Origin of the sequence: Pristimantibacillus sp. PTI5 (assembly GCF_048572955.1) — a bacterium.
Lineage (GTDB): Bacteria > Bacillota > Bacilli > Paenibacillales > Paenibacillaceae > Pristimantibacillus.
Window position 1 is genome coordinate 6,892,219 of sequence record NZ_CP183886.1, and the last position, 13,816, is coordinate 6,906,034.

General features: G+C 48.3%; 14 protein-coding genes. 7 read left to right on the forward strand and 7 right to left on the reverse strand.

Features of this window, described 5'->3' with window-relative positions:
• The first annotated feature begins 99 nt into the window (after window positions 1-99).
• Window positions 100-2,151, forward strand: coding sequence for a molybdopterin-containing oxidoreductase family protein (locus ACN6MW_RS30650; protein WP_419873500.1), 2,052 nt, complete (start codon window positions 100-102; stop codon window positions 2,149-2,151).
• A 74-nt stretch (window positions 2,152-2,225) separates the two neighbouring features.
• Here the strand turns inward: ACN6MW_RS30650 and ACN6MW_RS30655 are convergent, their stop codons facing one another.
• From ACN6MW_RS30655 to aroC, 4 genes are all read right to left on the reverse strand, one after another.
• On the reverse strand, window positions 2,226-2,840 hold the full coding sequence (locus ACN6MW_RS30655; RefSeq protein WP_419873501.1) for an NAD(P)-dependent oxidoreductase: 615 nt from the start codon (window positions 2,838-2,840) through the stop codon (window positions 2,226-2,228).
• A 66-nt stretch (window positions 2,841-2,906) separates the two neighbouring features.
• Window positions 2,907-3,434 carry a GNAT family N-acetyltransferase gene (locus tag ACN6MW_RS30660; RefSeq protein WP_419873502.1) on the reverse strand — a complete coding sequence of 176 codons (528 nt, stop codon included), beginning with the start codon at window positions 3,432-3,434 and terminating at the stop codon, window positions 2,907-2,909.
• A gap of 145 nt (window positions 3,435-3,579) precedes the next feature.
• The gene (locus ACN6MW_RS30665; protein ID WP_419873503.1) at window positions 3,580-4,548 is read right to left on the reverse strand and encodes a 2-hydroxyacid dehydrogenase; all 969 of its coding nucleotides are present in this window, start codon (window positions 4,546-4,548) and stop codon (window positions 3,580-3,582) included.
• A 109-nt stretch (window positions 4,549-4,657) separates the two neighbouring features.
• On the reverse strand, window positions 4,658-5,713 hold the full coding sequence (aroC, locus tag ACN6MW_RS30670; RefSeq protein WP_419873504.1) for a chorismate synthase: 1,056 nt from the start codon (window positions 5,711-5,713) through the stop codon (window positions 4,658-4,660).
• 116 nt (window positions 5,714-5,829) lie between these two features.
• On the opposite strand from aroC, the gene ACN6MW_RS30675 reads away from it, so the two are divergent.
• From ACN6MW_RS30675 to ACN6MW_RS30685, 3 genes are all read left to right on the forward strand, one after another.
• Window positions 5,830-6,711, forward strand: coding sequence for a LysR family transcriptional regulator (locus ACN6MW_RS30675; RefSeq protein WP_419873505.1), 882 nt, complete (start codon window positions 5,830-5,832; stop codon window positions 6,709-6,711).
• 229 nt (window positions 6,712-6,940) lie between these two features.
• The gene (locus ACN6MW_RS30680) at window positions 6,941-7,837 is read left to right on the forward strand and encodes a rhodanese-related sulfurtransferase (RefSeq protein WP_419873506.1); all 897 of its coding nucleotides are present in this window, start codon (window positions 6,941-6,943) and stop codon (window positions 7,835-7,837) included.
• Window positions 7,838-7,999: 162 nt separating this feature from the next.
• Window positions 8,000-8,146, forward strand: a complete 147-nt coding sequence (locus tag ACN6MW_RS30685) for a hypothetical protein (RefSeq protein WP_419873507.1) — start codon at window positions 8,000-8,002, stop codon at window positions 8,144-8,146.
• Between the two features lie 82 nt (window positions 8,147-8,228).
• Here the strand turns inward: ACN6MW_RS30685 and ACN6MW_RS30690 are convergent, their stop codons facing one another.
• From ACN6MW_RS30690 to ACN6MW_RS30700, 3 genes are all read right to left on the reverse strand, one after another.
• Complete coding sequence (locus ACN6MW_RS30690; protein ID WP_419873508.1) at window positions 8,229-8,756, reverse strand: hypothetical protein; 528 nt, start codon at window positions 8,754-8,756, stop codon at window positions 8,229-8,231.
• A gap of 78 nt (window positions 8,757-8,834) precedes the next feature.
• Window positions 8,835-9,917: a glucosaminidase domain-containing protein gene (locus tag ACN6MW_RS30695; RefSeq protein WP_419873509.1), complete on the reverse strand. Its 1,083-nt coding sequence runs from the start codon at window positions 9,915-9,917 to the stop codon at window positions 8,835-8,837.
• A 291-nt stretch (window positions 9,918-10,208) separates the two neighbouring features.
• Entirely contained in the window at window positions 10,209-11,216 is a 1,008-nt protein-coding gene (locus tag ACN6MW_RS30700) for an SDR family oxidoreductase (protein ID WP_419873510.1), read from the reverse strand.
• A gap of 168 nt (window positions 11,217-11,384) precedes the next feature.
• Between ACN6MW_RS30700 and ACN6MW_RS30705 the strand changes: the two genes are divergently transcribed.
• The 3 genes from ACN6MW_RS30705 (at window position 11,385) to ACN6MW_RS30715 (ending at window position 13,777) form a co-directional block, all read left to right on the forward strand.
• Window positions 11,385-11,909 carry a PCYCGC motif-containing (lipo)protein gene (locus ACN6MW_RS30705; protein WP_419876495.1) on the forward strand — a complete coding sequence of 175 codons (525 nt, stop codon included), beginning with the start codon at window positions 11,385-11,387 and terminating at the stop codon, window positions 11,907-11,909.
• A 281-nt stretch (window positions 11,910-12,190) separates the two neighbouring features.
• A complete protein-coding gene (locus ACN6MW_RS30710; RefSeq protein ID WP_419873511.1) occupies window positions 12,191-12,970 on the forward strand; it encodes an SDR family NAD(P)-dependent oxidoreductase in 780 nt (259 codons plus the stop codon).
• 21 nt (window positions 12,971-12,991) lie between these two features.
• The gene (locus ACN6MW_RS30715; RefSeq protein ID WP_419873512.1) at window positions 12,992-13,777 is read left to right on the forward strand and encodes an SDR family NAD(P)-dependent oxidoreductase; all 786 of its coding nucleotides are present in this window, start codon (window positions 12,992-12,994) and stop codon (window positions 13,775-13,777) included.
• Window positions 13,778-13,816: the final 39 nt, after the last annotated feature.

Sequence of the window (13,816 nt, forward strand, 5' to 3'; positions counted from 1 at the left end):
TATTTCACTCGCCGTTTGAGTTAACTATGCCTCAGCGGAAATGGATTATGCTATGATAGGAAAACAGATCTTAGGTTGCTGGATGGAGTGGAAATGAGAATGAGCAAAACAATTTCAAATGGAACGGTTCGTTCCGTTTGTCCCTTTGATTGCCCTGATACCTGCGGGCTCAGCGTCACGTTCGAGGATGGAAATATAACGAAAATTACCGGCGATGCATCGCATCCGGTTACGCGCGGTGCCATTTGCAATAAGGTTAGGCATTTGAATGAACGCGTATATCATCCGGATCGGCTGCTTTATCCGTTGCGCCGAGTCGGCCCCAAAGGCTCGCTTGATTTTGAGCGAATAACATGGGAAGAAGCTTATGGGGAAATAACCGCGCGCATGGAAAAAATCATTTCGGAGCATGGCGCCCAAGCTATTTTGCCATACAGCTTTTATGGAAATATGGGTGTTCTCAATGCTGAAGGCATGGACCGGCGGTTCTTTCACCGTTTAGGCGCGAGTCAGCTCGACCGCACGATTTGCAATGCAGCCGGTGCTGCCGGCTACGCTTATACAATGGGTGCTTCCATGGGCATCGATCCCGAAGATACGGTTCATACGAAGCTGTTCCTGATTTGGGGCTGCAACTTAGTATCTACTAATATGCATCAAACGATGCTGGCGTCCGAAGCGAGAAAAAACGGAGCCGTCATCATCCATATTGATGTTCACCGCAACCGCACCTCGGCTTGGGCAGATCGGTTCATCCATCTCCGGCCTGGCACGGATGCTGCCCTTGCTCTTGGCATGATGCATGTGATTATTCGCGACGGACTCGCAGATCAGTCTTTTTTAAACCAGCATGCGATAGGCTTCGATGACCTTGCTGCCCAAGCATCCGAATATACGCCTGAATATGTAGAATCCGTTACCGGCGTGCCTGCCGCCGAAATTGAGGAGCTTGCCCGCTTGTACGGTACGGCCTCCCCTTCCTTTATTCGTATCGGAAACGGGCTGCAGCATCATGACAATGGCGGCATGACCGTTCGGACAATCGCATGCTTGCCCGCGTTAACCGGCCAATGGGGGATCCGCGGGGGCGGCGCAATGAAAGGAAATGGATGGTATTCACGGCTTAATGCTCGGAAAATCGAACGTCCAGACCTAATGCCTGATCCGAATGTCCGCACGGTCAGCATGAATCAGCTTGGCGATGCCCTTCTCGATCCTTCAAGTCCGGTTAAGATGCTGTTTGTTTATAACAGTAATCCGGCAGTCGTGGCGCCCGATCAGAATCGGGTCCGCGATGGCCTATCGCGTACAGACCTTTTTACCGTCACGCATGATTTGTTCCTAACCGATACATGCAAGTATTCGGATATCGTGCTGCCGGCAACGTCGCATTTTGAAAACTTAGATCTGTACACTTCCTATTGGCATCTATACTTACAGCTTCACGAGCCGATCATGGAGACGATGGGTGAATGCAAATCCAACTTCACATTGTTTAAGGAGCTGGCATTGCGATTAGGTTTTGAGCGTGAAATCTTTGATATATCCGAGGAACAAATGATTCGCGAAGCGCTGGACAGCGATAATAACCCGCTCTTAAACGGGATAACGTTCGAGGCGCTTAAGGAAAACTCGTGGATGAAAGCCGGCGGCAGCCAGCTTCCTTCGTTTACTGCGATGATACCGACTGCTTCCGGTAAAATTGAGCTTTATTCGGAGAAAATGCTAGAACGCGGCTTCTCCCCCGTGCCGGTCCATACGCCGCTTCTGGAGCCGGAAAAATATCCGTTCTTGCTCATGACGGGTCCGAATCATAGCTTTATCAATTCGACCTTTGCCAATCAAGAGCGGCTGCAGAAGCTCGAGAAAGAACCGCTGCTTCATATGCAGCTCGATGATGCCGCGGCACTTGGCTTTCAAGACGGAGAGCGCGTAAAGGTTCGAAATGACCGCGGCGAAGTGGAAATTAAGCTGCGTGTTGGCCTCGATGTGCTGCCTGGCGTTTTGGTGACGCAGGGCTTATGGTGGGATGATCCCCGCCATGGCCGCCAATCGGTCAATGCGCTCACTCCGCAGCGTCTAGCAGACATGGGCGGCGGCGCTACCTTCTTCTCTAATCGCGTGGAGGTCGTGAAGCTGGATAAAGGATAAAATTCAGTCAGCAAATAAACCTGGAAGCCGCTGCAAGAGCGGTTTCCAGGTTTTTTTAATCGATCGACCGAGCTTTAGTAGGCAATGCCTACCCGCTTCCTGATATGCAAGCCATTCAAATAGGCCGTCACGGCAAATTCAGCCGTATCGGCAAAAGAAATAGCTGAGCCGCCGGTTGGCAATACGTTCTCCCGGACGCGGTATTCGCTTCTTCTGTCTTCATGAACGAGTCTTGTTGGACATATGACCGTCCAGTCAAGCTCCGATTGCAAAAGCTGCTCATACACCCGCTCATGCTCTATGGCAGCTTCGTGATGTATCCGTTTATTTTCGATGGATTGATATCTATATAAATGCGGCTCCAGCTCGCTTTGCAGAATGCCAGCCGTACCGATCGTAACGAGCCTCTTGATTTGATGCTGCTTCATGGCGGCAATGATGTTGCCCATTCCGCTTTCAAGGGTGCCGTTTCCTTCCGTGTTTAATGCACTAATGACGGCGGTTGCCCCAACCATCGCTTCATTTACATCCTCTAGATTGCGTATATCACCCAAAAAGCTTCCTTGCCGAATTTGCTCTTTAGAGCGAACGAACCGTTTGAAGCTAACCTCTTTCTCTTCCAAGCCGCGTTCGATTAATTGCCCCGTCTTGCCTGTTGATCCGACCAGCAGCAGTTTGATTGTAACCATTCCCCTTTTCAATATGATATAAAGAAGAGCCCTCACGTTAACGAAGGGCCCTTCCCTATACAAAAATTATTTAGCCTGTTCGAGCTGGAGACTATGGTACAGAGAAGGATTTACGATTTTTCGCAATAAATGCATCGGACCATCCCCGTTATCGAAATCGAAGACATGGAGTCTCTCATAACCTCTCCGTTCATACATGGGCAGCAGCCAAGGATGCTTCTCGGCGGTTGCCAGCGTGACGGCCGCAGCGCCAAGCTTTTCCTTGATAATGCTTTGCTCGACCCAATTCAGCAGCTTATGCCCAAGGCCAACGCCCTGGTAAGCCGGATCCACCGCAAACCATTTGATGAACGGAAATTCGGTAACCGCTTTTACCTCATCACCTTTGGATAAAGTTACGGTGGCTGCGATTTCCCCGTTCAGCTCCAGCACATAACATTCATTGCTTAAAATATTATCTTGGATCAAAGCCAAATCCGCATGGGCAGCCGGCCAGTGAAGCTCCAGCTCCCTGATTGTAACATAAGCTTCGAAAATAACATGCAGAAGCCTTCCTGCATCCTCAAGTTTTGCCAGCCGATAAATCTCGCTCATCTCTACCACCTCTGCGCCGAATAAAGTTTTTAATTCCGATTAAATGAATAGGAATTAATTTTATTTCACTTTAACATCCCGGTCAGACCATGGCTAATAGAAATATATTATAGCGCCATAAAGAAGTTGTATCGGTTCAAGTAAATTACTGCAGCTCCGGTACGATATGGGCAGGGGTTTGTCCGGTTAATGCATTTACCAGATTTTGCGCGGCTAGCATAGCCATATCAAACCTAGTAGCCTTTGTCGCCGATCCGATGTGCGGCAGCGTCAGAACGTTATCCATACTTAGAAAAGGATGATCTGCAGGTATCGGCTCAATTTCGTAAACATCAAGTCCAGCCGCGGTTATCGTTCCCGATTGCAGCGCTTCGATCAAGGCTTCTTCGTCAACCGTCTGGCCGCGCGAAATATTGATGAAGATCGAAGACGGCTTCATGAGCCGGAATTGCTCCCTGCCGATCAGCTTCGCCGTTTCCGGCGTTAGTGGTGCCAGCATGACGACAAAATCCGACTCTCTAAGCAGTTCATTGAGTTCAAGGTAGCGGACGCCAAGAAGGGATTCTGCTTCAGGCTTGCGGCTTCGGTTGTAATACGAAACTTCCATTTCAAAACCAAATCTGGCCCGGCGTGCAACGGCTTCTCCGATCCTGCCCATTCCAATGATGCCAAGCTTCGCGTGATGTACGTCTTGTCCGAACCATTTATTACCTGCGCCAGATATCCATTTGCCCTCTTTTACATACCGGTCCAGCTCAGCTACGCGCCTCGCCGTTCCCAATATGAGCGCAAATGCAAGATCTGCTACGGTGTTGTTCAACACATGAGGAGTATGCGTTCCAATAATGCCGCGCTGCTTCATCGCATCGATATCAAAATGGTTGTAGCCTACGCTAATGGTACTGACCGCTTTTAGCTGAGGAGCATGCGTTAACAGTTCAGCATCTACTCTGGATCCGGCTGTCAGCAATCCATCCGCGTTGGCAAGCTTCGCCAGCAGGAGCTCACGGGGAATCCGGTTTGTCCCTTCCCACTTGTCGACATCGCAATACTCGGCAATCTTCGCTTCTACCTCGCTCGGGACGGTGCGGTCGATAAAAACAGTTGGTTTCATTACCATTCTCCTCTCGGCCTTAGTCAGTATAAGCATAGCACAGTAAAAGAATCGCGTGAGCGGTTTTTAACCAAGATAATGGAAGAATAATGGCGTCTTCCCTAAGAAGCTAAGCATGCATAGCGGATTGCCGTTTTATTAAGTCCTCGACGACGATGCAGGCCATGGCCTCAACGACAGGAATGATCCGGGGACAGATACAAGGATCATGTCTTCCGATGGTTTCGATCATTTTCTCTTGTCCGTGAATATCGATCGTATGCTGCGGCAAAGAAATGGACGAGGTTGGTTTCACGGCTATCCGGAATACGATTTCTTCGCCCGTGCTGATACCGCCAATGATTCCTCCTGCATGGTTAGTAAGAAAACCGTCAGGACTCATTTCATCGTTATGTTCGCTGCCGAGCATCTCTGCCGCAGCGAAGCCGGCGCCGAATTCAATCCCTTTTACAGCTCCAATCGACAGCATCGCCTTCGCAAGCTCAGCATCAAGCTTATCGAATACTGGCTCGCCAATTCCAGGATGGACACCTCGGATCCGGCATTCCACAATGCCTCCGCAGCTGTCTCCAATGGCGGCTAAATTCTCGATTTTCTCTATCATCCGAACGGCTGCTTCCGGATCGCAAGCCCTAACCGCGTTTTGTTCAATGGCATCCTCAACAAAGGTTTCGCATTTGATTCCCCCGATTTCCTTCGTATAAGCAACGACACTGATCCCTTTATTCTCAAGCAGCTTGCGCGCAACCGCTCCGCCGGCGACTCGTCCCGCCGTTTCCCTGCCGGATGCCCGCCCGCTTCCGCGGTGATCCCGGATGCCGTATTTTTGCAAATAGGTGTAATCGGCATGCCCTGGGCGGAAAGAGTATTGGATATCGCTATAAGCATCGGGCCTCATGTCTTTGTTATGCAGCATAATGAAAAGCGGCGTTCCCGTTGTTTTTCCTTCGAACATACCCGAAAGTATGCTGATTACGTCATATTCCTTGCGCGGCGATGTGACGGAGGATTGCCCGGGCTTGCGGCGATCCATTTGGGTTTGGATATAACGCTCATCCAATTCGACGCCTGGCGTGACGCCATCCACAATGACGCCTACCGCTTCGCCATGAGATTCACCGAAAGTTGTTATTTTAAAGCTTTCGCCATACGTGCTTCCTGCCATGAGTTGTTCCTCCCGATTGAATGCTTTGACGCATTCGTTATGTTTCCATTATAATTTTGAATGTGAAATAAATGAAATTTAAATATAATAGGACTGCCATAGAGAGAGGTTATGTCATGTTATTGAATATGGAATGGTATCGCATATTTTTGCATACCGCCAAGCTCGGGAATTTGACAAAAGCGGCACAGGAGCTGCATATTACGCAGCCTTCCGTCAGCTATGCCATAAAGCAATTGGAAGCTCAGCTGGAGGTGAAGCTATTCGACCGGCTATCCAAGGGAGTGAAGCTGACGCCGGAGGGCGCTGCCGTACTCGAATACGTTGAGAAATCGTTTTCGATCCTGCAGCTCGGCGAAACCAAATTGCAAGCGCTCAAAAATCTTACTGCAGGGGAGCTGCGTATCGGAGCAAGCGGTCCGGTCATTAAGCACTTGCTTCTGCCTCTGCTCGATACTTTCCATGCGGAATATCCTGCCGTACGGATAAGGCTATTGCAAGGGAAAACAGCGGACATCCGTGCAAAGCTGAAGGCTGGACAAATCGAAATCGGGTTAATCCATTTGCCGTTTAGCGACCAAGAGCTGGTTGTTCAGCACTTAACCGATATCCAGGATTGCTTTATAGTTGGGCCTGCGTATCGTCATTTATCCGAGTCTTCGATGACCGCCAAGGAGTTAACTCAGATTCCGCTTCTGCTGCTCTCCGAAGGAAGCAGTACAAGAATGTTCGTCGATCAGTGGTTTACATCGCAGGGCATAACGGCAGATGCGGACATGGAACTCAGCAGCATGGATATGCTGGTCGAGCTTGCAATGCGCGGCTATGGAGCTGCATTCGTTACGCAAACCTTCATCCGGCAAGAGCTTGATGAACAGAAATTATACCAATTAATGCTTAGTGAACGGATACCGCCACGGTCTGTGGGCTATGCTATCCGGCGGGACTCCACTCCGTCCATCATTGCCAAGCGTTTTATTGAACTGCTCCAAACATGACGAAGAGCCTCTCCGTTTCCAGAGAGGCTTTTTGTAGGATTGGCTGCATATGGAATTAATATGCACGCTCATTTTGCGCTGGAGGCGTAACGTCGCCTTTTACGGCTTTTATGCCTGAATCGACAATTTTATATGCTATCAAAATTCGAAAGGTTTTATGTTGATATTATGCAGAGGTTCAACTATAATATAGTATGCTTTTATTTGTTTCCGGAAAGGAAAGACTACGATGAGCGAAGTGAAACCCTATCGAATTTTATTGTATTATAAATTTGTAGCCGTACCCGATGCGGAGCAATTTGCGGCCGAGCATCTTGCATATTGTAAGGAATTAAACGTGAAGGGCCGTATCCTTATTGCCGATGAAGGCATTAACGGGACGCTTTCAGGCACGGTTGAGCAAACCGAGCAGTATATGGAGCATTTGCGCGCGAACCCGCTCTTTTCCGATATTGTGTTTAAAATTGACGAGGCTGACGAGCATGCCTTCAAAAAGATCTTTGTCCGCTATAAGAAAGAGCTAGTTACGCTGCGTTACGATAAGCCTCTTGATCCGAATACGTTAAGCGGCACCCGTCTCTCTCCGAAAGAGTTCCATGATTATCTGCTAAGAGAAGACGTTATCGTACTTGATGGACGAAGCGATTACGAATACGATCTTGGCCATTTCCGCAACGCGATCCGGCCTGATCTCGAGACGTTTAAGGAATTTCCGGAGTGGCTTCGCGAGAATATGGCTGATTTCAAAGACAAGCCTATTCTTACCTATTGCACAGGCGGCATTCGCTGCGAGAAGCTTACAGGCGTAATGCTAAGCGAAGGTTTTAGCGACGTTTATCAGCTGGAAGGCGGCATTGTTACCTACGGTAAAGACGAGGAAGTACAAGGCAAGCTGTTCGATGGAAAATGTTATGTATTCGATGAGCGGACTTCCGTTGTCATTAACCAAACCGATGAAGCCGTAGTCGTTGGCAAATGCCATCACTGCAATGAACCCGCAGACACTTATATCAACTGCGCGGATGATTCCTGCCATCTTCAGCATATCGTTTGCACGGACTGCCAGGAAACCAAGCATGGCTTCTGCTCTACTGCTTGCGAAGAGCATGTAGTCAGCGCAAAATAATCAGCAACTCAATAAAGAGGCCGGGCTTCAGCATGAAGCCCGGTCTCTTTTTTATTTTTCCTTTATCTGCGTTTCCTATCTAATTCAGATTAATTCAATGGAACATGGATAACCTAAACATGCCTTAGTAAACTAGGCAATACAGGTAATGGAGGTTATACGGTGACAAAGCACAAAAACCAGTCGATTCCGAGTAAAAATCAAGCTTTTGAAGCAAACTCGAAGGAAGCAGAAAACAATTTAGCGGCTTCAACGAACGAGAACCGCAATCAAAAAGGGCATATCCCTAACAGTCCCTCAACAGGCTAGCAAGCAGCAGACCGGCATCATAAAAAGAGCTGTACGTGAAGGTATCTTCACGTACAGCTCTTTTTTGCAGGAAATCCATCGACTATTTTTGAATAACGGATTCCCATCGATGCTTATATTCAAGGAGCCTTGGATGCAATCTATCCGGCTCTTCCGTCAGCAGTAATCTAATTTTTACGATCCATTCTTCAAAGGAAGAGTAAGAGGCAAACAGATTAGCCATCTCTCCCGTCAGGAGCAAAAACAAAGGTTTAGGGTAGGTTTCGGCTAAATGCCTTAACGCGGAATCGATCGGCGTGTATTTTTTGCGTTTGATTTCAAGCCTTTCAACAATTACGTTCTCTTCTCCGCGGTCCCGCTTCCATTCATGCAGACGATCTTCCCGCTTATAAAAGGGACTTACCTCTTCCTTGGTCATCCGTTTCAAGCTTTGCTCATGCAGAGGATAAAGCACAAGCTTGCGAAAGGAACGCTCCTTCGTAATATAAGCGGCCAAATCCAGCTCCCGTTCCGTTGTATGCTCGAAGGAATCATAATACACGATCGTTCCCTTCAGCTCATCTACTGGCGGCTCATAGCCGAACGGCATCTTTTGAACGGTATCACTCATCTATGTCACCCTCCTACACATCGTAATCTTCAGCTGCTTAGGAGTTGAAAATAACATATTTGAAACAAAAATGCCATGTTAGAGCTTCCTGTAATCGCTTTTCATTATGTTTTTCACCAAGCTGGACCATTTTGAATTGGCGGGGCAATATTTTCGGGCAACCTTTTCTATGGTCGTGAGCCCTTTGCCGACGTAATTTTTGGAGAGAAGCTGTCCGAATTTTCGTACGCTGTCTCCTTTCGTTTTGAAGCTGAACGCCTTGTTGTACTTATCCCCGTCTATCGCATTCAAGCCAAACAAATTATTTTTGCTTTTGGCTAACCGGCTTTTGCCGTTTCCGCTCTCCAGCTTCATGACTGCAATTGTAAAATAGGCATTAATCCCATATTCTTCCTCGATTTCGAGGATAGCTTGTTCCAAATCATGTCCGGATAACGCTGTGCCTTCAAATATTTTGGCGATATGCGCTTCGGTCAAGCCGGAATCGGAATTCACAACGGATGTCGGCGCGCTTAGCACTTCCTCTATGGCCTTTTCGGGCTTTTCTTCTATGGTTTCGGATTGCTGCGCGATCTTTGCGCGGCCATCATTGATTTCAATTGTAGGTTGACGGTTGGTCGTATCCGGGAAGGATAATACTGAAACTTCATTTTTCACTTTTTTGGCGTAATCGCCGTGAATGTAACCTCCGCCCTGCACCTCGAGCCAGCCGTTATCTGTTTTTGAAGCAATTTCTAAACGCGTCCCCTGTTTCACTACTTTGAGGATTGCCGTTTTCGCGCTTGGTCCTTTACGGACGTTTAAATAATAGGCGGAAACTTCATATGTATTTAAGGGCTTTACTTGAACGGCGGACTCTTCTTCAATGGGAATTTCGGGTTCTGGAAGGATGGTTGAAGGCTGTTCGGCTTTTGTCGCCGCAGCTTCGGTAAGCGTAGAAATCGGTGAGGGTGTCGCCGTTATGACTGGAGATGAAACAGGCTCTTGCGCTTCCGTTGTGAGGACAATCCCGGAAGAAGCTTGTTCTGCTGGCTTTTGCGGCGCTGCAGCCGTATGGACTTGCTGGTCGTTATTTAAAGGTTGGACGTACATGCCTAATGTAATGACTAAAGATAAAACAAGCAGGTAAACAAAAAATTGCTGATTCAACTTTTTTCGCATGATTATACCTCTCCCTTAAGTTAATGAAGTATACCTGTTACGATAGAAGTTAGATAACGAGAATAGCAGGCATCGGGTTAAAGTGGACGGTCTGTGATGAGTATATGTCGCTGTTTCCATCAAAAGACGAGTTTTTATCCTTCTTTTCTTCCAAAAGGCAATTATGAGAAAAAATTTAATTATAGCTTTCATGCTTGCAATCTCGTTTTTGCGTGTAAATGCAAGCAAAAAAAGGCTCTTATTCCCTTGAGAATAAGAGCCTTTTTCAGCTATTTTCATTCGAATTCAGACTTATTTTTTAAAGCCTGCCGCGTGGGCCTCGATAATACGATCCATTTGATCATTCCATGCTTGATCCTCGGTACAGCGTTCCGGGTGGGCTTCAAACCAAGCAACCGTGCGCTTGATGCCTTCCGCGAACGATAAAGCTGCGTCAAAGTCAGGCACTAAACCTTTAATCTTGCTGTTATCGAACACGCTCGTTACGGATTTGTCGCCCAGCAGGCCGCCTTCAAGCTCCGGGTCATGAGAAATCAGGAACGGCGTGGAGATATGAACAAGCTTCGGCTCTGCGCCGGCAGCCGCCCCGATCGCTTCGTAGATTTGATTCCAGGTTAACACCTCATCGGAGGTGATATGATACGCCTCGCCAATCGCTTCCTCTCTGCCTAACAAGCCAACGAAACCTTTGGCAAAATCGGTATTATGCGTCATCGTCCACAGCGACGAGCCGTCTCCATGCACGATTACGGGACGGCCGGCACGAATTCTCGCAATAAGCGACCACGGATGCTGCCAGCTATTCAGCGCCGCAGGAATCATCGTATCGCCATAGGTAAAGGAAGGCCGAACGATCGTGACCGGGAAACCCGTGGCTGCTTGTTCATCAAGCAAAAGCTGCTCGCAAGCAATTTTATCGCGGGAATACTGCCAATATTTATTTTCGAGCGGCGTCGCATCCTCCGTAATGATATAATGCTTGGGCGGTTTCTGGTAGGCTGATGCCGAGCTGATAAAAATATATTGCTTCGTCTTGCCGCGGAACAGCTCGATGTCAACGCTGACATGCTCAGGCGTAAAAGCAATCCAGTCGACCACTACGTCGAATTGCTCGTTTTTGAGCGCTGCCGCAGCATCCTGAGGATTTCGGATATCCCCTATGATGACATGCGCGCCTTCAGGAACGAATCCGTCGCGGTTGCCCCTATTAAACAGATATAAGTCGATCCCTCGTGAAATAGCTAGCTTAGATACGGCTTCGCTGATTAATCCGGTTCCTCCAATAAACAATACCTTCATCGTTAATCGCTCCCTTTGTCATGCAGCATTTAGTACGATAAAATGGAAAAGTTGCAGAATTGAAGTTAGCAATCGCCCATTAATAGTATCATATGCGCAATTTTTTTTGTATTTCAAAATGCTATAATAAACCATTGATAGAAAAAGGAGTGTCCCTACTTGAAACGAATGGCTGTAACTACCCTTTATTCGGTGCTGCTTTCCTCCATGCTGCTCAGCGCCTGCGGCAGCAGCTCGGACGCTGGCCAACAAGCCGCAAACGCAAATAAAGCAAGCAGCGCCAATCACGACCATAGCCAGCATACCGCATCAGGAGATTTGCAAGAGACGACGGCTTCCCTCGAAATTTTGCCTGCTTTTTTGGAGAGCGCCTCCAAAGACATACGGACCGCTTATCAAACGGCAGCGACGGTAACCGACGTTTTGACCTATATCCCCTGCTACTGCGGATGCAGCGAAAGTGCCGGCCACAAGAACAATCTGAATTGCTTCATCGCAGAGCTGAAGGATGACGGATCCGTTGTCTGGGACGATCATGGCACGCGCTGCGGAGTATGCCTTGAAATAGCCGTTACCTCGGCAGCAATGAAAGCTGCGGGTATCGAGACCTCGCGAATTCGCCAAATCATTGATGAAACCTACAAGGAAGGTTATGCCAAGCCGACGCTTACCCAGCTTCCGCCTGCATCTTAATCCATTATCTTTAACGGAAAAAACGGGCTGTCCGGCACATGAATCTTCATGTCCGGCTGCCCGCTTTTATTTTATGCCAACCATAGCTGTCCCCTTCAATGTTCCTCCCCCTCTCTTCCCGCTAGAGTTGGGTACATTCTCTAGCCTTCTCAAACCTCATGTATTGCAAAAAAACAAACGAAATCATAACTTTACGGCATCGCCACGTTAGGGGCAAACTCACTAAGATAAAGCTACAAGGCCTATTATTCTTTTTACGTCTGCTTTGATGGAGGGGATCTATGCATTTGCAAAAAAAGGTTGTCTTTCTTACGGATGCGGACAGCGCTAGCGGCCGCGCAATCATTAGGCGATTGACCGCAAGCGGTGCCCAGTTTATTCTGAATAGTTATTCGGGCGGCTCGGACCTCGCTGCGGAATTACTGCTCGTCCAGGAAGCAGGCTCGCAGGCGATCGTTGTCAATATTGACCTTTGCAAAAGTACCGAAGTGACCGACATGCTTCAATTCGCTGCGCAGCAATTGGGTCCGGTAGACGTGCTCATCCACAACAATAAAGCAGTTTATCCATGCACCATTGAGGCTGGCGAGGAAGAAACTTTCGCGCAAAGCCTTGCCGTGAATGCCAAATCCGCTTTTATTTGCACGCAGGCCGCCGGAAAACAAATGAAGGAGAAGCAGTCGGGAAAAATCATCTACGTCTCTTCGATTCATGCCGAAAAACCGACGGGCTCCGCCTTTACCTACAGCATTGCGAAAGGCGCGGTTAAAATGCTTTCAAAAGAAGCCTCGCTCGTATTAGGCCGCTTCGGTATCAGCGTGAACACCATTGAGCTTGGCCCGATCGAAGGCGATGATAAGCTTTTTGAAAGTACGATCTCCACGCTTTACCATGATTACGAATATAAGGTTCCCAATGCCGTTTTAGGCTCAAACGAAGACCTGGCAGAACTGGTGTTATTTCTCGCATCGGAGGAGTCGAACTATATTAACGGCTCTGATATTCGACTCGACGGCGGGTTTTTGCTCCATTATATGAACTTCAAAATGAAACGATCTTAACCGCCGGTATGGAGGTGTAGCATGAGTATTGCAGGTAAAATCGCATTAGTTACCGGAGCCGGAACGGGAATCGGCAAGGGGGTAGCCATCGAGCTTGCCAGGCGCGGCGTATCGGTTGCCATCCACTACAATCAAAGCGATGCCGGCGCGCTGCACACGAAGCAATGCATTGATGAGCAAGGCGGCACCGCATTCCTTGTACAAGCGAATGTCGCGCATAAACTAGAAATTGAACGAATGGTCAACAGCGTCGCGGAGCATTACGGCGGCATTGACATCTTAGTCAATAATGCGGCTCTTCAGCTGAATTATGATTTTTTTGACTATGATGAAAATTCGTTCGATCGTTTGATGAACATAAACTTAAAGGGCTATTGGCAGTGTATCCAGGCCGTTATTCCCTATATGAAGCAGAAGCAGTCCGGCCGAATTATCAATATGTCCTCCGTCCATAGTAAGCGGCCTACCGATTTCGACGTCGTTTATTCCATGACGAAAGGCGGCATACGCATGCTGGGCCGGGAAAGCGCAATCGAGCTTGCCCAATACGGAATTACCGTCAATACCATAGAACCCGGAGCGGTGGATGTCGGCAAACAAAGCGCCAGGGAATCCAAACCGATCATGTCCGCTGACGATATGGAACGGCATAAAAAAACGTCCCGCTCTATCCGCGACAAGTTTCCGCTTGGCCGAGTCGGAAGACCGCTGGACGTTGCGCAGCTTGTTTGCTTCATTGCTTCGGATGAGAGCGAATTCATGACCGGAGCGGCGATCCGGCTGGATGGCGGGAGCATGCTGCTTTAATACCGCCCGCTGCCCTTGTAAGACCCATTCTAATAAAAC

Coding starts and splice junctions, on each gene's coding strand:
- ACN6MW_RS30695 (WP_419873509.1), bottom strand. CDS start 9,917: ATGCGAAAAAAGTTGAATCAGCAATTTTTTGTTTACCTGCTTGTTTTA.
- ACN6MW_RS30705 (WP_419876495.1), top strand. CDS start 11,385: ATGGCTGTAACTACCCTTTATTCGGTGCTGCTTTCCTCCATGCTGCTC.
- aroC (WP_419873504.1), bottom strand. CDS start 5,713: ATGGCAGGAAGCACGTATGGCGAAAGCTTTAAAATAACAACTTTCGGT.
- ACN6MW_RS30700 (WP_419873510.1), bottom strand. CDS start 11,216: ATGAAGGTATTGTTTATTGGAGGAACCGGATTAATCAGCGAAGCCGTA.
- ACN6MW_RS30655 (WP_419873501.1), bottom strand. CDS start 2,840: ATGGTTACAATCAAACTGCTGCTGGTCGGATCAACAGGCAAGACGGGG.
- ACN6MW_RS30715 (WP_419873512.1), top strand. CDS start 12,992: ATGAGTATTGCAGGTAAAATCGCATTAGTTACCGGAGCCGGAACGGGA.
- ACN6MW_RS30660 (WP_419873502.1), bottom strand. CDS start 3,434: ATGAGCGAGATTTATCGGCTGGCAAAACTTGAGGATGCAGGAAGGCTT.
- ACN6MW_RS30650 (WP_419873500.1), top strand. CDS start 100: ATGAGCAAAACAATTTCAAATGGAACGGTTCGTTCCGTTTGTCCCTTT.
- ACN6MW_RS30680 (WP_419873506.1), top strand. CDS start 6,941: ATGAGCGAAGTGAAACCCTATCGAATTTTATTGTATTATAAATTTGTA.
- ACN6MW_RS30710 (WP_419873511.1), top strand. CDS start 12,191: ATGCATTTGCAAAAAAAGGTTGTCTTTCTTACGGATGCGGACAGCGCT.
- ACN6MW_RS30675 (WP_419873505.1), top strand. CDS start 5,830: ATGTTATTGAATATGGAATGGTATCGCATATTTTTGCATACCGCCAAG.
- ACN6MW_RS30665 (WP_419873503.1), bottom strand. CDS start 4,548: ATGAAACCAACTGTTTTTATCGACCGCACCGTCCCGAGCGAGGTAGAA.
- ACN6MW_RS30690 (WP_419873508.1), bottom strand. CDS start 8,756: ATGAGTGATACCGTTCAAAAGATGCCGTTCGGCTATGAGCCGCCAGTA.